The following is a 19,243-nucleotide window of genomic DNA, read 5'->3' on the forward strand; positions in this document are numbered from 1 at the left end:
GTTACTAATTCAATGATCTCGTTCATGTGTCAGACGAGTTAGTAACCTCAGCGATAGGAGCATTGGTTAGTGAGGGAGCATTTTGCTGCATTTTGCTGTTTCCGTTGAATTTGCCGCCTTCTTTGATAATGAAGGATTGGCACAATACATTGCCTTCCAATCTGCCAGAGCTCTCGATGATGACACTTTCTGTGACGTTGACATCACCTTGCATGAACCCTGCGATAACTAGGCTGGAAGCTTGAATATGGGAATAGGCTTTGCCCGACTCTCCAATAATTACGTTCTGACTGCAATGAACATCACCAGTAATGGTTCCCTCGATCCGTAGGTCAGTTTCGCATACAAGCTTTCCTTCAAATGTAGTAGCTTGTCCAATTAAGGTGTCGGTTCCGCTAATTTTTTTGCCAGAGGATTTGGCGAACATATCGTGCTCCTTTCTTATATAAAAATCTTATTCAGGAGTGTTTACATAAGTCATTGGATCAATAGGCTGTCCGTTCTTACGAATTTCGAAATGTAAATGAGGTCCTGTGCTCCGACCTGTTGTACCGATTTTGCCAATGAGTGTCCCTTTTTTCACCGAATCTCCGCTGGCCACAACTCTCTCGCTTAGGTGCAAGTAACGTGTAGTAAGTCCGCTGCCATGATTCACGATGATATAATTCCCCTTCAGCTCATCCCTGTCGGAATCAATGACGACCCCTTCGGCAGTAGCGTAAACCGGATCGCCTGTATCTCCGCCTATATCTAATCCAGCATGGAATGCTTCATTGCGTTGAAACGGATCACTGCGTTCTCCGAAAAGAGAGGTGATTCGTGTGCTACCTGTTGGCCATAAGGTTGGAGTAGCGTTCAACTGCTGCTGGAAGGCTTCGGCATTCTTAAATAGAGGAGGCATTGTTCGTTCCCAATCCTGCCACTTCTTATTCATATGATGGAGCTGCTTATTCGCGTTCTCCCATGCTTCAAGTGGTGAGACAGGCTTTTGGTCGCTACTGTTCACTTCTGTAGCGGCAGAACGAAGCGTCGACAACTTAGATGCAGGAAGCATAATATACTCACCACCTAGCGGCAAAGGCAAGGATGCCGTGTCGCGCTTGGTTGACATGGAGTTGGGCTGACCCGTGCCAGGTGACAGCTTGCTATTCTTTGGAGGGTTAGCGCCAGATGGGACTTGTAAATAGGATTGCAATTGCTGTTCCCATTGTGAGATTCTGTCCATTTTCTGTTTCATATCGTTGGAAGAAGCGGTAATAATGGATAATTGCTTGTCCATCTCTGCTAACAGTTGATTCTTCTCCTGCAGTTCAAGCTGTAATTGTTCATGACGAGCAACAATATCATGCATGGTGAATCGTTGAATGACTAACGATAAAAGTAATGCGCTAATCCCGCCAATGACAATAAACATGACAAGTTTAACCACTACAGTTGGAATACTGTATTGAATAACTGGCCGATTTGGTCCTCGCATAAGCATCCACGTCCAGTGGCGATCGTTTGATTTCGTCATAATTCAAGGATTCCTCCTTAACGACACAAAGGTAAAATAAGCTAGAAACGTTTACATAACATTCCTATTGTACATGATTTTCGGTGAAAAGTAAGTAGAATAATGCAACGATTCGACATAAAAATCGGTTTGTGTCGAATAACGAAAAGGTAAATTTTATCACAAATTGAAAAATGATAAAAAACATTTTGCCATTGCCTGCGATTTACGCTACAATCAGATAGTACGTGTTAGCAAAGTTAACATATCGCGTGCAACAGGACTAGAGAATAAGAGAGGTGCGATATATTGATCGATCAAATTCAGGATTGGATCGGAAAGTTTAATGATTTGTGGTATTTGATGCTTATATTTGTCCTGATAACAGCGGGATTATATTTTTCATTCCGAACAGGCTTCGTGCAGCTTTCCGCGATTAAAGAAACGTTCCGTCTTATGTTGGGGCGGGATAAAGGAAAGTCTTCCGGTGAGAAACAAGGCGTTTCCTCCTTCCAGGCATTCGCAATGAGTACGGCCTCGCGTGTTGGTACGGGGAATTTGGCCGGAGTCGCTATTGCCATTTCGTTGGGTGGCCCTGGCGCTGTATTCTGGATGTGGATGATTGCCATTATTGGCGCGGCTTCGGGGTTCGTCGAATCCACATTGGCACAAGTGTATAAAGTGCGCGATGGCAAGGATTTCAGAGGCGGCCCAGCTTACTATATGGAACGAGCGTTGAACGCACGCTGGCTAGGCATTATTTTTGCAGTCCTCATTATTTTCAGTTTCGGATTCGTTTTTAATTCTGTACAGGCCAACACAGCAAGTGCTGCATTCCAGGATATATTTAACTTGGATCCGATTTGGATGGGGGTTATCTTGGCAGTTCTTGTCATCCCGACGATATTCGGTGGGGTTCAGCGGGTTGCTAAGGTTTCTGCGACTGTAGTTCCGATCATGGCGCTAGCCTATATAGCGATTGCCTTGTTCGTCATGTTCGTGAATTTTAGAGAAATTCCGGGCGTGTTTGCTTCTATTATTCAAAATGCCTTTGGATTTGGAGAGGCGCTGGCTGGCGGCGTAGGCGCAGCGGTGATGAACGGGATTAAACGCGGTCTGTTCTCGAACGAGGCCGGAATGGGTAGTGCTCCCAATGCGGCGGCGACAGCCCATGTTAGTCATCCAGTCAAGCAAGGTTTGATCCAGTCGTTTGGGGTATTCGTCGATACATTGCTTGTTTGTTCGTCAACAGCGTTCATTATCCTGTTCTCCGGGATTTCGACGACGGGCGAGCAGAACGGCATTCGATTGACTCAACATGCGCTTGCGGCTCAGGTTGGAGATTGGGCGCACATTTTTATTGGCTTAGCTGTCTTTTTATTCGCATTTACTTCGCTGATTGGAAACTACTATTACGGTCAAAGCAACATCGAATTCATTACGAAGAAAAAGGGTTGGATGCTTGCCTATCGACTAGGTGTCATAGCGATGGTTCTCTTCGGTTCTGTTGCGAAGATGACCTTAGTATGGAATTTGGCAGACTTGTTCATGGGCTTCATGGCGTTTATTAATCTCATTTCCATTATGCTGCTTGGTAAAGTGGCATTTGCGGCTTTGAAAGATTATATGGGTCAGCGTAAGCGTGGCGAGGAGCCAGTCTTCTATGCAGATTCTGTTCCAGGACTGAAGCATGCAGAATGTTGGGAAAGAAATAATAACTCATAATCACATACGCTTATAATGCATCCGGCAAAGGGTAATACTACCAAGTAGTAAACTTTGCCGGATTTTTTTGTCCTTGCGAGGGCGTTATGGGAGGATGAAACGATGAATTTAAGCGTAATATTGATGCTGATCAATGCGTTCTTTGCCGTAGTTATTGGCATATACTTCTGGAATCTGCTGCGCAGTCAGAAAGGAAATCGCACAGCTGTTGATCGAGAATCGCGCAAGGAGATGGATAAGCTGCGCAAGCTAAGGTCTATTTCCTTGACGAAGCCGTTAGCAGAGAAGACAAGACCTGCGATCATGAGCGATATTGTTGGGCAGAAAGATGGATTGAAGGCGCTCAAAGCTGCTTTGTGCAGTTCGAACCCGCAGCATGTGATCATCTATGGCCCACCAGGCGTAGGTAAGACGGCTGCTGCGAGAGTAGTGCTGGAGGAAGCGAAGAAGAATGCGAGCTCGCCATTTACAATGGAATCCAAGTTCACTGAAATCGATGCGACGACAGCAAGATTTGATGAACGTGGCATTGCCGACCCATTAATAGGCTCGGTTCATGATCCAATTTATCAAGGTGCTGGTGCGATGGGAGTCGCTGGGATTCCACAGCCGAAGCCGGGAGCGGTGACGAAGGCACATGGGGGCATGCTGTTTATTGATGAGATTGGTGAGCTTCATCCGATACAGATGAATAAACTGTTGAAGGTACTTGAAGATCGTAAAGTATTTTTGGAGAGCGCTTATTACAATTCGGAAGACTCGAATGTACCTTCGTATATTCACGATATTTTTCAAAATGGATTGCCTGCGGACTTCAGGCTTGTGGGAGCGACGACCCGCTCTTCCCAAGAACTCCCGCCAGCGCTTCGTTCACGTTGTATGGAAATCTACTTCAGGCCGCTGCTTCCTGATGAAATCGGAGCTATTGCAGAAAATGGTCTGAAGAAAATTGGCTTCCCGCACTCGCCAGAAGCGGTAGATATGGTGAAAAAGTACGCGACCAATGGGCGTGAGGCGGTGAATATTGTCCAACTGTCGGCTGGACTGGCGATGTCAGAAGGGCGGACATCGATTGATGCGGCTGATGTAGAATGGGTTGCCAACAGCAGCCAGATTGCTCCGCGTCCTGATCGCAAAGTTCCTGCAGAACCACAGGTTGGTCTCGTGAATGGCTTGGCTGTGTACGGTCCTAGCATGGGAGCGCTGCTGGAAATTGAAGTGAGTGCGATCCGTGTGAAGAGTGGGCACGGCAAGTATACAATTACGGGTGTTGTCGAGGAAGAAGAGCTGGGCGGTGGAAGCCGAACGCTGCGCCGCAAGAGTATGGCGAAGGGGTCTATTGAGAACGTATTGACCGTGCTTCGCAGCCTGGGACATGAGACATCCAACTTCGATTTGCACATTAACTTCCCAGGCGGATCGCCAGTAGATGGTCCATCCGCGGGCATGGCAATGGCGATAGCCATCGCATCAGCATTGAATGGATGGCCTGTGGACAATAAGCTTGCGATGACAGGTGAAATCAGTCTTCATGGGCGCATTAAGCCGGTCGGCGGCGTACTTGCCAAGGTGGAAGCGGCTTTTCAAGCAGGAGCAACTCGCGTGCTTATTCCGAAGGAGAACTGGCAGGATATCTTCGCAGGCTTGGATGGAGTGCAAGTCATACCCGTCGAACACATTGAGGAAGGCTTCCAACATGCATTCGGCAGTGAATGGAAGGGAGATGCACAGCATAAGCCGCAACCGTTCGAACGTGCCGTGGGCACCTCGCTGCCGTTGCTGCATGCAGAAGGATCGGAGAAGAATAGCAGTTCTTCTGATGGGAGCAGCTATAGCTGATCGGCCTGTGGAAAATTGGTGTTTTACTTGAACATTTGATAAAATGTTGGTTGCAATGTACTAGATAGATCATGATAGCCATGGGGGTGCCGAACGATGGGGCTTAAATCGAACAAAGACCGCCGCCTGCCTCTGCTCCCGCTACGAGGCTTGCTCGTGTACCCGAGCATGGTGTTGAACTTGGATGTGGGGCGCGATAAGTCGGTACGGGCACTTGAACATGCGATGCTAGAAGATCAATTGCTGCTGTTGTGCACGCAGTCAGAGGTCAGCATCGAGGAGCCTTCTCAGGATGATATTTTCCGTATAGGCACGATAGCGAAGGTTCGTCAAATGTTACGTCTGCCTAATAACACAATACGTGTGCTTGTTGAGGGTGTTGAGCGCGCTGAGATCGTTGAATATGTGCCTAATGAGGAGTTCTATGAGGTTCAGGTGCATGTATTGCATGAAGAGACGTCGGATGATCCTTCAGAGACAGAAGCGCTCATGCGCATGGCATTGACCCAGTTCGAGAACTATGTGCAAATGTCGAAGAAGGTGTCGCCAGAGACGCTAGCTTCCGTAACGGACATCGAAGAACCGGGTCGGATGGCGGATGTGATCGCCAGCCACTTGTCCATCAAGCTCAAAGATAAACAGGCGCTTCTGGAGACGGTGGATAGCAAAGCCCGTCTGCATAAGCTGCTTGAGCTGCTCAATAATGAGAGCGAAGTGCTGGAGATGGAGAAGAAGATTGGCCAGCGCGTGAAGAAGCAGATGGAGAAGACACAGAAGGAATACTATTTGCGTGAGCAAATGAAGGCGATCCAGAAGGAATTGGGAGATAAAGAAGGCCGCGCGGGCGAGGCCGAGGAGCTGCGTGCCCAATTGAAGGAGCTCGAGGCTCCGGATAAAGTTCGTGAGAAAATCGGCAAAGAAATCGATCGATTGGAGAAAATGCCGGCTTCTTCCGCAGAAGGTTCGGTGATTCGAAACTATATCGATTGGCTGCTTCAGATTCCGTGGGCTCAGCTCTCGGAGGATGATCTGGATCTGAGCAAGGCAGAATCCATTCTGGAGGCCGATCATTATGGACTTGAGAAGCCGAAGGAACGTGTCCTTGAATATTTGGCTGTACAGCAGCTAGTCAAAGAAATGAAAGGGCCGATTCTATGCCTTGTTGGCCCTCCGGGTGTCGGGAAAACGTCGCTTGCAAGGTCAATTGCGAAATCGCTTGAACGGAAATTTGTTCGTATCTCGTTAGGTGGGGTGCGTGACGAGGCGGAGATTCGCGGTCATCGTCGTACCTATGTAGGTGCAATGCCAGGACGAATTGTTCAGGCGCTCAAAAATGCGGGCACGATGAACCCAGTAATGCTGCTTGATGAAATCGACAAGATGGCATCTGACTTCCGTGGGGATCCGGCATCTGCACTGCTGGAGGTATTGGATCCAGAACAGAATAATGCATTCAGTGATCATTTCGTTGAGCTCCCGGTCGATCTGTCCAAGGTTCTGTTCGTGACAACTGCCAATGCGGTTCACAATATACCGCGTCCGCTGCTGGATCGGATGGAACTGCTGTCCTTGTCTGGATATACGGAGCTTGAGAAGCTGGAAATCGCGAACAGGCATCTGCTTCCGAAGCAGAAGGAAGCCCATGGATTGCAGGCGAATCAGCTGACGGTTCAAGAGGACTGCCTTCTGAAAGTAATTCGTGAATATACACGTGAAGCGGGAGTTCGCCAACTGGAACAGCAATTGGCTGCGCTATGCCGCAAGGCTGCAAAGCGAATTGTATCTGAACAGGTGGAAGACATACAGATTCACGCCCAGCAATTATCCGAATATTTAGGTGTAGCTCGATATCGCTATGGTCTGGCAGAACAAAATGACCAGATCGGAACGGTGACAGGTCTTGCGTGGACGGAAGCGGGAGGGGACACGCTTAACATTGAGGTTACCGTGGTTCCTGGCTCCGGTAAGCTGCAATTGACAGGCAAGCTTGGCGATGTCATGAAAGAGTCCGCACAGGCTGCATTTAGCTACATCCGCTCGAAGGCGGCACAGTGGGAATTGGAGCCCGACTTCCATGAGAAGCTGGATATTCATGTCCATGTCCCTGAAGGAGCGATTCCGAAGGATGGCCCTTCCGCCGGAATCACAATTGCGACGGCACTTGTATCGGCGTTCACTAATCGGTATGTATCCAAGGATGTTGCAATGACCGGTGAGATTACATTGCGCGGGAGAGTACTCCCGATTGGTGGATTGAAAGAGAAGTCGCTGGCCGCGCTTCGTGCAGGAATCAAGACGGTTCTGTTCCCACATGACAATGAACGCGATCTAGCGGATATCCCGGATACAGTACGGCGGGAGCTGACCTTTATACCAGTAGCTCATATGGATGAAGTGCTGCAGCATGCGTTGCTGGAAGCGACTTCATCATAATGGTATAGCAACAAGACGGATGCGCGTGCAGCGCATCCGTTTTTCTTTTTTTTGTGAAATGACGGGAATCGTGTACAATTGTACAATAGACAGAACAGAATGTAAGGTGAGGATAATCGCGTATGAAAATAACAAATGCTGAATTTATTATTAGTGCTGTTGGATCTGCACAGTATCCAGATGACGGGTTCCCGGAGATTGGTCTGGCAGGCCGATCGAATGTAGGGAAGTCATCGTTAATCAATCGCATGATTATGCGCAAGAACTTGGCGCGTACAAGCTCGCAGCCGGGAAAGACACAGCAGTTGAACTACTATCGCATTAATGACAATATGTATTTCGTGGACGTGCCGGGATACGGGTATGCCAAGGTATCGAAGACGCAGCGCGCTGCGTGGGGACGCATGATTGAAGCGTACTTCCAAGAGCGTGAGACACTTCGCCTTGTGCTGCTGGTTGTTGATTTGCGCCATGCGCCTACAGCAGACGATTGCATGATGCATGACTGGCTTACGCATTACGGCGTCCCGGTATGTGTGGTTGCGACGAAGGCTGATAAAATATCGAGAAACCATCTTCCGAAGCATGTGAAGCAAGTTCGTACCACCCTTGGGTTGTCATCGGATGCTCCGTTTGTCATGTTCTCCGCGGAGACAGGACAAGGCCGTGAAGAGTTATGGGACATTATTAATCAGCATGCAAGCGTTAATTCGTAAGCATGTTGGATAAAAAGCGGGGTAGTTCCGGCCTCAGTCCGTTTTTTTGCGAAATGCACCATAAAATGGCGGCTCATGAACAGGAATTCATATTCTCCCTGTAGTATAATAAACATGTATAAATATTATATGTTGAATACAGGTAAGGAGAGTTTTTATGGCTCGGCGGTTAGCCACAGAGTATGTGAAAGCCAGTTTACAGTTAACGGAAGCTCAATTGACCCGATTTGTGCAATCGCTCGCGAAGCAATCTATTGTGGGGCGGGTGAAAGTATTAGAAAACGGTAATCAAGAGGTGGTTCTTGAGGACGGCCAGGGTGATGAGATCATATTCCTGTTCGAGAAACAAGGCAATCGGTATGTCTGTGTAACGTCTTGCCGCTTGGTTCATCCGAAATTGACACAAGTGATGCATAAGCTTGTGGCGACATTCCGTGGCGAAGCGGTAGTCAATCGGATTTTTGCGGGATTTACAATCACTTATTATTACGCAGATGGGGCTGTTCGCAAGATTGTAGAGCAGAAGGAAGAGCCTCGCGTTATTTTCGAACATAAGGATACGGTACAGGACTTGCATAACATGTACCGTAACGAACATGTAGAAATACGAATTGCGAGTATTAAGGAGCGCATCAACAGTTTGCTCGATAAGCGCAATCGAAGCCTGTCAGCAGATGAGGTTCAAGCTGTAGATCAGCAGCTAACAGCATTGGCAAAGCAATTGTTCATCTTGGAAGCCTGAGCGGCACTTGAATATGAAAGAACTTAAGGCGTATGCCTTAAGTTCTTTTTTTGTTCTGCAGCGAATATTGGGCGGGCGTACTAGACACCTATTAGAGGCTTTCGCCATATAGTAGACAGGGAAAATGGAATAGTCAGGGGATAAGTGGATAAAAAAGTGTTGCATTTATGTGAGTAAGATGTTATTTTTAATCTCGTTGAAAACAATATAGGAACCAGGATTCACTCAGGACATTGCATGTTGCGAGAGATTTTTCCCTCGGGAAGTGAATGACGTAGGTCCTAGCGGATGAAATTATTTTTTCAAACATTTTATTCCTAGGAAGGGGGAACCGAAAGATGGAATACTCAACTTTCGGAAGACATGTTGCTGTTGACACGTGGGGAGTCGACTTCGATTTGCTGAACAATGCTCAATTGCTTGAAGCACAACTGGTAGAAGCCGCTGAAGCGTGTGGTGCAACGGTCTTGTCTGTTCAATCTAAACAGTTTGACCCACAAGGGGCAACAGTTCTAGTTATGTTGTCAGAAAGTCATCTTTCTATCCACACTTATCCTGAACGTGGATTTGCAGCAATCGATTGTTACACTTGCGGAGAAACAGTAGACCCGCAGCTAGCCATTGATTACCTGGTCTCTGTGTTGAAACCGGAGAAAACGTACGCGAAGAAACTTATTCGCGGATTAGGCGAATTGCAAGTGGTTACTCCGGATATGAAAGTATCCGAATTGGTATAAACGACAATAAAGACCCGCTCATCCTCGTGCTTGGCACAGGGTGGGGCGGGCTTTTTTTTATTCTCATACAGAGACAACCTCATAGCTCGGTTATTTGTCCACTTGTTGCTCCATAAGCTATATACATAATCATATATAGTAGGTGAATGCTGATGAGACCTAGACGATTTCGAGGCGGTATCGTATGGATGGTTGTGTTGTTCATGCTGCTAATATGGCCTTCCATTCAAGTGTACAACTTATTGTCACCGAAGGCAGAAGCGTCCGACCCGCTTAAAATGCTGTACGAAGTAGCTCAATTTCAAACGAACCTGTTAAAAGGATCATTGCAGGAAGCAGCGCGGTATGACTCGACAGAACCGCTTCAAAAATTGAAGCTTGTTGCTTATTCAGCAGCATTTGCACATGAAAGACTGGTTCGTGCGGTTGGGAAGAAGCAGCTGCCAGAGCTGCCTAGCCTGAATAAGGTTGTAGAAACCATCACATTGATGCAGTTAAATGGCGATCGCCCATTAACGGACAGTGAAAAAGAGATGATCAGCATGAGCGCCGAGGCAATGACCCGACTCTATGACAGCTATGCACTCGTCTATAACAGCAGCGGGGGATGGATCGCATCCAAGCGTGAAGAACTGGTTAGCGCAGACAAGGATTTGAAGGAAGTGCTGGAATCTTATTTTACACCGAAGTGAACTGGCAAAAAGTACATAAAAAAAGAATGACATTGGGGCGTTGCAATGATAGTATAAGGTGCAGTTAGCCCGTACAAACTAAAATTTGACATGCATTTCATAATATTTTCAAATTACGAACGAATGTTCTTGTTGATCTATGTTATAATGATTATCATCTGAGAATGTACTAAATTTTGAAAAGCAGGTGAAATGAATGCACATCATCGTCGTCGGCATGAACTATCGTACGGCGCCCGTAGAAATTCGGGAGAAGTTTGCAGTGCCCGAAAGTGATTGGCAAGAGGCGCTGAGACAATTGAGACAGACGAAGAGCGTGCTCGAATGCGTGATGGTGTCGACATGCAATCGCACAGAACTGTATGTGGTTGTCGACAGATTGCACATGTGCGGTCACTTCATCCGCAGCTTTATGGAGACGTGGTTCGGCATTTCCAGACAGCAATTTACACCGTACCTCTATATATATGAAGATGATCAGGCTGTCGAGCATTTGTTCCGGGTCAGTTGCGGCTTGGATTCCATGGTCATCGGCGAAACGCAAATTTTAGGCCAAATCCGTAATGCCTTCTTGTTCGCGCAAAATGAAGGTGTAACCGGGACGTGGCTGAATACCGTATTTAAGCAGGCGATAACACTCGCGAAGAGAGCACATGCCGAAACAAGCATTAACGAAAATGCGGTATCGGTCAGCTATGCCGCAGTGGAGCTTGGCAAGCGAATATTCGGATCGTTCCAAGGAAAGAAGGTACTCATTCTAGGCGCAGGCAAAATGAGCGAGCTGACTGTGAAGCATTTATATGCCAACGGGGCTGCGGAGGTAATGGTAGCAAACCGTACCCTATCTCGTGCGGAAGAGCTGGCGAAGCAGTTTAACGGTCGGGCAGGTACGCTTGATGCGGCCGAACAGATGCTGGCTGAGGCTGATATTGTGATTAGCTCAACGGGTTCGAAGGAATATGTACTGACAGCGGATGATGTGAAGCGGGCGATGAGCAGACGCAAATCTCGGTCGCTGTTCTTCATTGACATTGCCGTGCCGCGTGACTTGGATCCGGCGATTAGTGACGTGTCGAATGTATTCTTATATGATATCGATGATCTGCAAGGTATTGTGGAGAGCAATCTGGCACGTCGCCGCAAGGAAGCGGCGAAGATCGAAGCTTTTATCGCAGATGAACTCGAGGAGCATCGTCATTGGCTCAAAATGCTGGGTGTAACTCCGATGATTCGATCTTTACAGTCCAAAGCAGAACGCATCCACCAGGATACGCTGCAAAGCTTGTTCAATAAACTTCCCGAGCTGTCTGAACGGGAAGAAAAATTGATACGCCGTCTGACGAAGAGCATGTTGAACCAAATGATGCACGACCCAATTAATCAAATTAAAGAGCTCGCCGCTGAGAAAAATGGGGACGAGGCATTGCGGTTATTTTCGCAAATTTTCGCACTGGAGCAGCCAGAAGCGGGTGGCAAGGAGGAGCGAGGCAAGGAACAGCCCTCATCCCAAGTCACCGTGAATCGAAATACGGAACCCGAGCGGGGGAAGTCTGTGCTGTCTTGGGCAGCCGTCACATGGTAGAGGAAGAACAGGAGGCGGCAGGCATCGATGGTTACGAATAGTTGGATTTACGATGCGATTATCTACACATACGCCCTGAGCCTTCTGTTTTATTTTTCCGATGTGGTAGGAGTCAATCGGAAAGCGAAGCGGATGGGTGCAGGGCTTCTTACTTTTGTATGGGTACTTCAGACGATCTTCTTGATTGTAAGAATGGTGAGGCATCAGGATGTGCCCGTTTTTAGTAGTTTTGAATTTATGTTTTTGTTTTCATGGTTCCTCGTGACCGTATCCATTGTCATTAGCAGGTTCTTTCATATCGAATTTATCGTTTTTTTCGTCAATCTTATTGGGTTTGCCTTATTGCTCGTGAACATGCTTAACGACCCGACAATGCCTGCATCGATGAAGGAATGGGAGATGATGCGTAATTTGCTCTCTTTCCATATCTCGCTTGTAGCCTTTGGTTTCGCAGCCTTAACGATTAGTGCCGTATTCGCGGGCATGTATGTATTTCTCCATCATAAGTTGAAGGCTAAGCAATGGTCTGACGCGGTGCGGCGCTTGCCTAGTCTTGAACGAATTGAACGCTTTTCGTTTCTAGCTGTCGTAATTGGCATTCCGATGATTTTACTGTCGCTTGCCGTAGCAGTTGGGGCTATTCTGCTCGACAATCGTACGGAATTGCTGATTGATTTTAAGATATGGTTTACGTTATTAGCGCTTTTATTCTATGGCTCTTATATTGTGAAACGCTCGCGTAATGATTCAACAGGATTTCGACTTTCTTTGTTGAATTTAGGGTGTTATGCGGTAATGATGCTCAATTTCGCATTGAATTCATTGTCGACATTTCATCGCTGGATTGGAGTGTAGCGAATGGGAGATTCCCCTCTGTATCCGATTATGCTGAAGCTTGTTGGCAAGCCATGTACGGTGATTGGCGGCGGCAAGGTAGCTGCGCGCAAGGTTCGTCACTTGCTGGCGAGTGGTGCTGAAGTAAAGGTGGTCAGTCCCGTATTGACTGCAGAGCTTTGGCACTTTGTCCATGAAGGTAGCATTGTTCATATCGCAAGAGAGTATGAAGAGGGGGACGCCATTGGAGCGCTGCTTGTGTTTGCTGCGACAGATCACTGTGAAGTGAATGAGCGAGTAGCTGAGGAAGCAAGGCGCTATGGGGCGCTCATCAATATTGCTCATAGTCCGGAACAGAGTGACTTCGCCAATCCTGGGACGGTGCAGCACGGAGATGTCCATCTCGCTGTATCGACTGGCGGCGCTAGTCCAACCTTGACGAGAAGCATATTAGCCAAGCTGTCCAAGTTAATGGATGATGAGTTGGCGCAAGTAGCGGAGATGCTGCTGCACGCACGCAAGGTTTCGCATGATGTGCTGCCAGACACGGTAGATCGCCAGCGAGCAATGCGGCACTATGCAGAAGAATGCTGGCGGGCCTATGAATGTAATGTCACACTCCCCAAATGGGAGGACTGGGTCATGGCGTGGCTCGCCCAATATCAATAAATGAATGAATAATTTAGGCAAGCAGGAGGGGCAACTAGATGCGTACTATCATTGTTGGGACAAGGCAGAGCGCTTTGGCTTTGACGCAGACCGGGCATGTGATTGCGGCGTTGGAGACCATTTGCAAAGAGAACAACCTTCCGTTCCGATTCGAAATTAAGAAGATCGTAACGAAAGGAGATCGCATCCTGGACGTCACCTTGTCCAAGGTAGGCGGCAAAGGGTTATTCGTGAAGGAGATTGAACAAGCGTTAATGGATAAGGAAGTGGATATCGCGGTTCATAGCATGAAGGACATGCCTTGGGAACTTCAGGATGGACTGACGGTTGGCGCTGTGCCCAAGCGGGAAGATCCAAGAGATTGCTTGATTATGAAGTCTGGCACCTCGATTGAGGATTTGCCCGTAGGTGCGAAGGTAGGCACGAGCAGCTTGCGCAGATCTTGTCAATTGCAGGCGCATAGACCGGATTTGCAGATCGAGCCATTGCGCGGCAATATTGATACACGATTGAAGAAGCTAGAGACGGAAGGATTCGATGCAATCGTTCTTGCTGCAGCAGGACTTCATCGGATGGGATGGCAGGATCGTATCACATCCTATTTGCCGACAGAACTGTGTCTCCCAGCGGTAGGGCAAGGGGCATTGGGGATTGAATGCCGTGCAGATGATGAGGAAGTACTGTCGCTGCTTGCGCGTTATCACGATGTAGATACTGCTCGTACCGTTCAGGCGGAGCGGGCATTTTTAGGCCGCTTGAATGGCGGGTGCCAAGTGCCGATCGGAGCGTATGCAGAGCTTCATAACGCAGATGACACGATACGCTTAACTGGTCTTGTCGGATCGGCGGAAGAGAATACGATTTTGAGTGACACAATGGAAGGCGGTCAACCAGAGGAACTTGGTATTGCAGTTGCAGAGCGTCTGCTGGACCGAGGAGCGGAACAAATGCTATCCCAATTAAGGGGCTGATATGAATGGAACGGCATTCCTCTGAAATAGGTATTGTCTATCTGGTAGGCGCAGGGCCAGGTGACGTAGGGTTGATAACGGTCAAAGGCTTGAATTGTCTGCAGGAAGCAGATGTTGTTGTCTATGATCGTCTCTCTAGCCCTCAATTGCTCAGATATATGAAGCAGGGCGCTCGTAAGATCTATGTGGGCAAGCTGCCTGATCGACATGCGATGAAGCAGGCGGATATTAACCAACTGCTTGCTGATCTAGCACAGGAAGGAAACAGGGTCGTTCGCTTAAAGGGGGGCGATCCTTGTGTGTTCGGCAGAGTGGGAGAAGAAGCAGCTGTGCTGAAGCAGCATGGAGTTCCGTATGAGATCGTTCCGGGAGTCACCTCTGCTGTTGCGGTTCCTGCGTATGCGGGCATCCCTGTGACTCACAGGGACTACGCGTCTTCCTTTTGTGTAGTGACTGGACATGAGAACCCGGACAAGCTGGATGAGTTCATCGCGTGGGAGCAGATGACCCAATCTGCTGGAACTTTGCTGTTCCTTATGGGTATCGGCAAGCTGCGTGTAATAGCCGAACGATTGATGAGTCATGGGCGGGCAGCGGATACACCTGTTGCATTAGTGCGCTGGGGAACAAGAGTTGAGCAGCGCACGCTCGTAGGGACTCTAGCGACGATCGCGAATGAAGCAGAGCGTGCTCGCTTCGAGTCGCCGGCAGTCATTGTCGTGGGGGATGTTGTGAAGCTGCGAGAACAGCTAGCTTGGGCAGAGGAGCGACCGCTGTTCGGTAAGAGAGTACTTGTCACGAGGAGCCGTTCGCAGGCTAGCGAGCTTGTTAAGCCCATTGAGCAGCTTGGAGGGGAGACGTATGAATATCCCGTCATTGAGATGCGGGCGCCCGTCTCTCTTGGGAAACAGCAAGCGATTCATCAGGCTTTTATCCATGCACAGCAATATCAATGGCTAGTTCTGACGAGTGTGAATGGCGTCAAGTATTGGTTCCAACACTTGCAGGAGCAAGGGCAGGATATTCGCCAATGGGCGAATGTACGAATCGTAACGGTAGGCCCCAAGACTGCTGAAGCGCTTCGCGAATATGGAGTGCAGCCAGATGTATCTGCTGCTCAGTATAGCCAAGAAGGGGTATGGGATGCCATTCGTCCATTAATCTCGCCAGAAGAGCGCGTGCTTCTTGCACGGGGTGATCTGGCGCGCCCTTGGCTGAAGGAGATGCTGCAGCAGCATGGCCTGCTTGTGGATGAGGTCGATTTGTACGAGACTGTGCTGCCTGAGTACGATGATCCTTATTTAGTGGAATTGCTGGAAGAGAACGCGATTCATCTGATTACGTTTACAAGTTCCTCGACGGTTACGAACCTGATCGCCGCACTCGAACGCATGGGGGTTCCTGACCCTGTAGCGAAGCTTGGTGGCGCTCAAGTGGTGTGCATCGGGGAGATTACAGCGCGCACGGCGCGTGATGCAGGCTTGCAGGTTGCTGCAGTCGCAGAACGATCTACCATTAGCAGTATGGTGGACGAGATGTGCAGACTTAGCAGTGCTGACAAGGCGCATATACACATTCAAGGAGGTTGCTAACATGGTATTTCCAACTACAAGATTACGCCGCCTACGGAAGACGGCAGCTCTCCGCAATATGGTTCGCGAGACTGTATTGACAGTCAATGACTTAATTATGCCTATATTTGTGACGCATGGTACAGGGATTAAGGAAGAGATTAGCTCCATGCCGGGAGTTTATCATTTCTCCCTTGACCGTATGGATGAAGAAATAGACGAAATTGTTCAATTGGGTATACCAGCTATTGTGCTGTTTGGTGTCCCAGCTTCGAAGGATGCTGTCGGAAGCTCTGCATTCGCCACGGATGGAATCGTCCAACAAGCGACAAGACGAATTAAGGCGGCTCACCCTGACCTGCTTATTATTGCGGATACATGTCTATGCCAATATACCGATCATGGGCATTGTGGAATGGTTCATGTGCATGAAGTGAATGGATGCGAGGTAGGCGAGATTGATAATGACGAGTCGCTCGAGTACTTAGTGCGTACGGCGGTGTCTCAAGCAGAAGCGGGGGCTGATATTATAGCGCCATCCAATATGATGGATGGATTCGTGCATGCGATTCGTGCAGGTCTTGATGAGGCAGGTTATCATGATGTGCCAATCATGTCCTATTCGGTGAAGTATGCATCGGCATTCTATGGTCCATTCCGAGATGCGGCTCATTCCGCGCCTCAATTCGGTGATCGCAAGACTTATCAGATGGATCCTGCCAATGTGCGCGAAGCAATTCGTGAAGCAGAAGAGGACGTTCTGGAAGGCGCGGACATGCTTATGGTGAAGCCAGCCATGGCATACATGGATGTTATCCGTGTGATGAAGGATCAATTCGATTTGCCGCTAGTGGCTTACAATGTGAGCGGCGAGTATTCCATGGTGAAGGCAGCGAGCAAGCTTGGATGGGTTGATGAACGTGCTATTGTGAGCGAACTGCTGCTTGGTCTGAAGCGCGCGGGAACAGATATGATTATTACGTATCATGCGAAGGATGCTGCACGTTGGCTGTCTGAGCGAGCGTAACAATTGTTGCAGTGGGGCTTGATTAAAAGAAGCGACTTCTGTATAAATAGCAAACTCCCCGTGGCAAAGGTCGTTGAATGTGCCGACGGGGAGCTTGTCTACCCGATGTATGGAGCTAGCTAACGTAAGGACTCTGGAATAGTCGGGATACGTCCAGCGTGTATTCGGTCGGCTGCAGCGTCAGGATACGCTGATGCTCGAGATCACGAATCACTTGTTCTAATACGTTCCGATGTACGCCAGCAAGACCTGACATGGCATCAGCGTCGAAGGCGGCACGGATGTAGATTTTATCTCCGCGGCGCTCGCCTTGCTGCTGAGCGATGCGAACGATGTTCTTTACGATGCGGCTTGGTGCATCTAAGAACGTTAAGTCATAGACATATCCGTTCGTCGAGCGCAGTCGACCGCATAGTTGAATCATAACCTGCTTCGCAATATCGTAGTGGGCGCGCAGCAGTAAGTGGAAGCTCTCGGATGTGACGGTAAAGAGAACCGTATCCTCTAATGTCTCTGCTGTTGCAGAACGCGGCTTGCCATCAATAAGCGCAAGTTCGCCGAAGTTGTCGCCGCTCTGAAAGACAGAGAGGATCTTCTGCTGGCCTTTCTTGTTGGATGTGTATACTTTGACGGCACCGCGAAATACGATGCAGAATGTGTGCCCTGGATCTCCCTGCTGGAACAAGATCGTATGTGGGGCATACTCCCGGCGGGATGTGATGGACGATACGATTTCCAGCTGTTCATCAGTCAAATCAGAGAACAGTGGGACGCGTTTGAGCAATTCAATCATGACTTTCCCCTCTTTGCCAAGCCGATTTTTTATTAGTGTAACATAGAACAGAGGAATAAATAAGAAGGAGCAACCAACATGTCTGAAAAAAAATCTGGCCGTGTAGACACACGTTCGCAGGCAGCATTTGCAGAAGCAAAGAAATACATACCTGGCGGTGTGAACAGCCCTGTACGCGCATTCAAATCCGTCGGTCTGACACCCGCTTATATTGAACGGGCGGAAGGATCCCGGCTGTATGATATCGATGGCAATGTATTCGTAGATTATGTATGCTCATGGGGACCGCTAATTATGGGTCATGCGCATCCCGAAGTTGTGCGTGCGATCCAAGAGACGGCTGCGAAGGGTACAAGCTTCGGTGCGCCTACGGAGATCGAGACGGCTATGGCGAAACTGGTATGTGAGCGTGTACCTTCCGTAGACATCGTTCGTATGGTGAATTCCGGAACGGAAGCGACGATGAGTGCAATCCGATTGGCGCGCGGTATTACAAAGCGGAGTAAGATTGTGAAATTCGAGGGCTCTTACCATGGTCATGGAGACAGCCTGCTCATCAAGGCTGGTTCGGGTGTAGCGACATTGGGACTACCAGACAGCCCGGGGGTGCCTGAAGGGGTTGCCAGCAATACGATTGCGGTTCCGTATAATGATCTGGAAGCAGTGAAGCTGGCCTTTGATCGCTATGGCGAAGATATTGCCTGTGTCATTGTAGAGCCGGTTGCAGGCAATATGGGGGTTGTACCACCTCAGGAAGGGTTCTTGGAAGGCCTGCGGCATTTGACGGAGCAATATGGAAGTCTGCTTATTTTCGATGAGGTTATGACAGGATTCCGTGTGGGCTACAGCTGTGCGCAAGGGTTGTTTGGCGTCACACCGGACTTGACTTGCTTCGGCAAGGTTATCGGTGGTGGACTGCCAGTAGGTGCATACGGAGGCAAACGCGAGTACATGGAGCAAATTGCACCGAGTGGCCCAATCTATCAAGCAGGTACGCTTAGCGGCAACCCGCTGGCGATGGCTGCCGGTTATACGACATTGTCTTTGCTTACGCCGGAGGTGTATGCGGAACTGGATCGTAAGGGTGCCAAGCTTGAGGCAGGCTTTATCCGCAATGCGCAAGAACTGGGAGTGCCGTGTACAATCAACCGTGTTGGCTCGATGGTATGCCCATTCTTTACGAATGAGCCGGTAACGAATTTTGATACGGCTCGCACGTCCAATCAAGAGCTGTTCCGTACGTACTTTAAGCATCTACTCGATGAAGGGGTTAATGTAGCGCCTTCGCAATTCGAGGGGATGTTTGTGTCGGCGGCTCATACCGATGAGGACATTGAATTTACAATTCAAGCCAACTATGCTGCACTAAAGAAATCAATCTAAGTATATGCAGGCTTGAATATAGGATGGTATGGTC

The 19,243-nt window shown here is 48.7% G+C and carries 17 protein-coding genes; 14 read left to right on the forward strand and 3 right to left on the reverse strand.

Annotated features, from left to right (window positions below; genetic code table 11):
* Nucleotides 1–22: 22 nt before the first annotated feature.
* Together RQP50_RS26075 and RQP50_RS26080 are read right to left on the reverse strand one after the other, a co-directional pair.
* Nucleotides 23–427, reverse strand: coding sequence for a bactofilin family protein (locus RQP50_RS26075; protein WP_021252335.1), 405 nt, complete (start codon nucleotides 425–427; stop codon nucleotides 23–25).
* Between the two features lie 27 nt (nucleotides 428–454).
* Nucleotides 455–1,516: a M23 family metallopeptidase gene (locus tag RQP50_RS26080; RefSeq protein ID WP_072731602.1), complete on the reverse strand. Its 1,062-nt coding sequence runs from the start codon at nucleotides 1,514–1,516 to the stop codon at nucleotides 455–457.
* Nucleotides 1,517–1,858: 342 nt separating this feature from the next.
* Between RQP50_RS26080 and RQP50_RS26085 the strand changes: the two genes are divergently transcribed.
* From RQP50_RS26085 to hemB, 13 genes are all read left to right on the forward strand, one after another.
* Nucleotides 1,859–3,220: an alanine/glycine:cation symporter family protein gene (locus RQP50_RS26085; protein WP_051249836.1), complete on the forward strand. Its 1,362-nt coding sequence runs from the start codon at nucleotides 1,859–1,861 to the stop codon at nucleotides 3,218–3,220.
* 102 nt (nucleotides 3,221–3,322) lie between these two features.
* A complete protein-coding gene (lonB, locus tag RQP50_RS26090; protein WP_072731600.1) occupies nucleotides 3,323–5,059 on the forward strand; it encodes an ATP-dependent protease LonB in 1,737 nt (578 codons plus the stop codon).
* Nucleotides 5,060–5,155: 96 nt separating this feature from the next.
* Nucleotides 5,156–7,492: an endopeptidase La gene (lon, locus tag RQP50_RS26095; RefSeq protein ID WP_315747172.1), complete on the forward strand. Its 2,337-nt coding sequence runs from the start codon at nucleotides 5,156–5,158 to the stop codon at nucleotides 7,490–7,492.
* Nucleotides 7,493–7,614: 122 nt separating this feature from the next.
* Nucleotides 7,615–8,208 carry a ribosome biogenesis GTP-binding protein YihA/YsxC gene (yihA, locus tag RQP50_RS26100; protein WP_021252330.1) on the forward strand — a complete coding sequence of 198 codons (594 nt, stop codon included), beginning with the start codon at nucleotides 7,615–7,617 and terminating at the stop codon, nucleotides 8,206–8,208.
* Between the two features lie 157 nt (nucleotides 8,209–8,365).
* The gene (locus tag RQP50_RS26105; protein ID WP_021252329.1) at nucleotides 8,366–8,950 is read left to right on the forward strand and encodes a hypothetical protein; all 585 of its coding nucleotides are present in this window, start codon (nucleotides 8,366–8,368) and stop codon (nucleotides 8,948–8,950) included.
* A 338-nt stretch (nucleotides 8,951–9,288) separates the two neighbouring features.
* Entirely contained in the window at nucleotides 9,289–9,687 is a 399-nt protein-coding gene (speD, locus tag RQP50_RS26110; RefSeq protein WP_021252328.1) for an adenosylmethionine decarboxylase, read from the forward strand.
* Nucleotides 9,688–9,839: 152 nt separating this feature from the next.
* Nucleotides 9,840–10,379, forward strand: coding sequence for an S-adenosylmethionine decarboxylase (locus tag RQP50_RS26115; RefSeq protein ID WP_072731596.1), 540 nt, complete (start codon nucleotides 9,840–9,842; stop codon nucleotides 10,377–10,379).
* Between the two features lie 196 nt (nucleotides 10,380–10,575).
* The gene (hemA, locus tag RQP50_RS26120) at nucleotides 10,576–11,961 is read left to right on the forward strand and encodes a glutamyl-tRNA reductase (protein WP_315747173.1); all 1,386 of its coding nucleotides are present in this window, start codon (nucleotides 10,576–10,578) and stop codon (nucleotides 11,959–11,961) included.
* 27 nt (nucleotides 11,962–11,988) lie between these two features.
* Complete coding sequence (ccsA, locus tag RQP50_RS26125; RefSeq protein ID WP_021252325.1) at nucleotides 11,989–12,816, forward strand: cytochrome c biogenesis protein CcsA; 828 nt, start codon at nucleotides 11,989–11,991, stop codon at nucleotides 12,814–12,816.
* A gap of 3 nt (nucleotides 12,817–12,819) precedes the next feature.
* On the forward strand, nucleotides 12,820–13,464 hold the full coding sequence (locus tag RQP50_RS26130) for a precorrin-2 dehydrogenase/sirohydrochlorin ferrochelatase family protein (protein ID WP_315747174.1): 645 nt from the start codon (nucleotides 12,820–12,822) through the stop codon (nucleotides 13,462–13,464).
* Nucleotides 13,465–13,502: 38 nt separating this feature from the next.
* Complete coding sequence (gene hemC / locus RQP50_RS26135; RefSeq protein WP_315747175.1) at nucleotides 13,503–14,435, forward strand: hydroxymethylbilane synthase; 933 nt, start codon at nucleotides 13,503–13,505, stop codon at nucleotides 14,433–14,435.
* Between the two features lie 5 nt (nucleotides 14,436–14,440).
* Nucleotides 14,441–16,027, forward strand: coding sequence for a uroporphyrinogen-III C-methyltransferase (cobA, locus tag RQP50_RS26140; RefSeq protein WP_315747176.1), 1,587 nt, complete (start codon nucleotides 14,441–14,443; stop codon nucleotides 16,025–16,027).
* A gap of 1 nt (nucleotide 16,028) precedes the next feature.
* Entirely contained in the window at nucleotides 16,029–17,033 is a 1,005-nt protein-coding gene (hemB, locus tag RQP50_RS26145) for a porphobilinogen synthase (protein WP_072731587.1), read from the forward strand.
* A 115-nt stretch (nucleotides 17,034–17,148) separates the two neighbouring features.
* On the opposite strand, the gene RQP50_RS26150 is transcribed toward hemB, so the two are convergent.
* Nucleotides 17,149–17,826, reverse strand: a complete 678-nt coding sequence (locus tag RQP50_RS26150; RefSeq protein WP_021252320.1) for a Crp/Fnr family transcriptional regulator — start codon at nucleotides 17,824–17,826, stop codon at nucleotides 17,149–17,151.
* A 78-nt stretch (nucleotides 17,827–17,904) separates the two neighbouring features.
* Here RQP50_RS26150 and hemL point away from each other — a divergent pair, with 78 nt between their 5' ends.
* On the forward strand, nucleotides 17,905–19,209 hold the full coding sequence (gene hemL, locus RQP50_RS26155; protein WP_072731586.1) for a glutamate-1-semialdehyde 2,1-aminomutase: 1,305 nt from the start codon (nucleotides 17,905–17,907) through the stop codon (nucleotides 19,207–19,209).
* Nucleotides 19,210–19,243: the final 34 nt, after the last annotated feature.

Origin of the sequence: Paenibacillus suaedae (assembly GCF_032337355.1) — a bacterium.
GTDB lineage: Bacteria > Bacillota > Bacilli > Paenibacillales > Paenibacillaceae > Paenibacillus_B > Paenibacillus_B suaedae.

Excerpts from the sequence above, each read along its gene's own strand:
- hemL (WP_072731586.1), top strand. The coding sequence starts at position 17,905 with ATGTCTGAAAAAAAATCTGGCCGTGTAGACACACGTTCGCAGGCAGCA.
- lonB (WP_072731600.1), top strand. The coding sequence starts at position 3,323 with ATGAATTTAAGCGTAATATTGATGCTGATCAATGCGTTCTTTGCCGTA.
- RQP50_RS26085 (WP_051249836.1), top strand. The coding sequence starts at position 1,859 with ATGCTTATATTTGTCCTGATAACAGCGGGATTATATTTTTCATTCCGA.
- lon (WP_315747172.1), top strand. The coding sequence starts at position 5,156 with ATGGGGCTTAAATCGAACAAAGACCGCCGCCTGCCTCTGCTCCCGCTA.
- yihA (WP_021252330.1), top strand. The coding sequence starts at position 7,615 with ATGAAAATAACAAATGCTGAATTTATTATTAGTGCTGTTGGATCTGCA.
- RQP50_RS26150 (WP_021252320.1), bottom strand. The coding sequence starts at position 17,826 with ATGATTGAATTGCTCAAACGCGTCCCACTGTTCTCTGATTTGACTGAT.
- hemC (WP_315747175.1), top strand. The coding sequence starts at position 13,503 with ATGCGTACTATCATTGTTGGGACAAGGCAGAGCGCTTTGGCTTTGACG.
- hemA (WP_315747173.1), top strand. The coding sequence starts at position 10,576 with ATGCACATCATCGTCGTCGGCATGAACTATCGTACGGCGCCCGTAGAA.
- speD (WP_021252328.1), top strand. The coding sequence starts at position 9,289 with ATGGAATACTCAACTTTCGGAAGACATGTTGCTGTTGACACGTGGGGA.
- RQP50_RS26115 (WP_072731596.1), top strand. The coding sequence starts at position 9,840 with ATGAGACCTAGACGATTTCGAGGCGGTATCGTATGGATGGTTGTGTTG.
- RQP50_RS26105 (WP_021252329.1), top strand. The coding sequence starts at position 8,366 with ATGGCTCGGCGGTTAGCCACAGAGTATGTGAAAGCCAGTTTACAGTTA.
- RQP50_RS26080 (WP_072731602.1), bottom strand. The coding sequence starts at position 1,516 with ATGACGAAATCAAACGATCGCCACTGGACGTGGATGCTTATGCGAGGA.
- cobA (WP_315747176.1), top strand. The coding sequence starts at position 14,441 with ATGGAACGGCATTCCTCTGAAATAGGTATTGTCTATCTGGTAGGCGCA.
- ccsA (WP_021252325.1), top strand. The coding sequence starts at position 11,989 with ATGGTTACGAATAGTTGGATTTACGATGCGATTATCTACACATACGCC.
- RQP50_RS26075 (WP_021252335.1), bottom strand. The coding sequence starts at position 427 with ATGTTCGCCAAATCCTCTGGCAAAAAAATTAGCGGAACCGACACCTTA.
- hemB (WP_072731587.1), top strand. The coding sequence starts at position 16,029 with ATGGTATTTCCAACTACAAGATTACGCCGCCTACGGAAGACGGCAGCT.
- RQP50_RS26130 (WP_315747174.1), top strand. The coding sequence starts at position 12,820 with ATGGGAGATTCCCCTCTGTATCCGATTATGCTGAAGCTTGTTGGCAAG.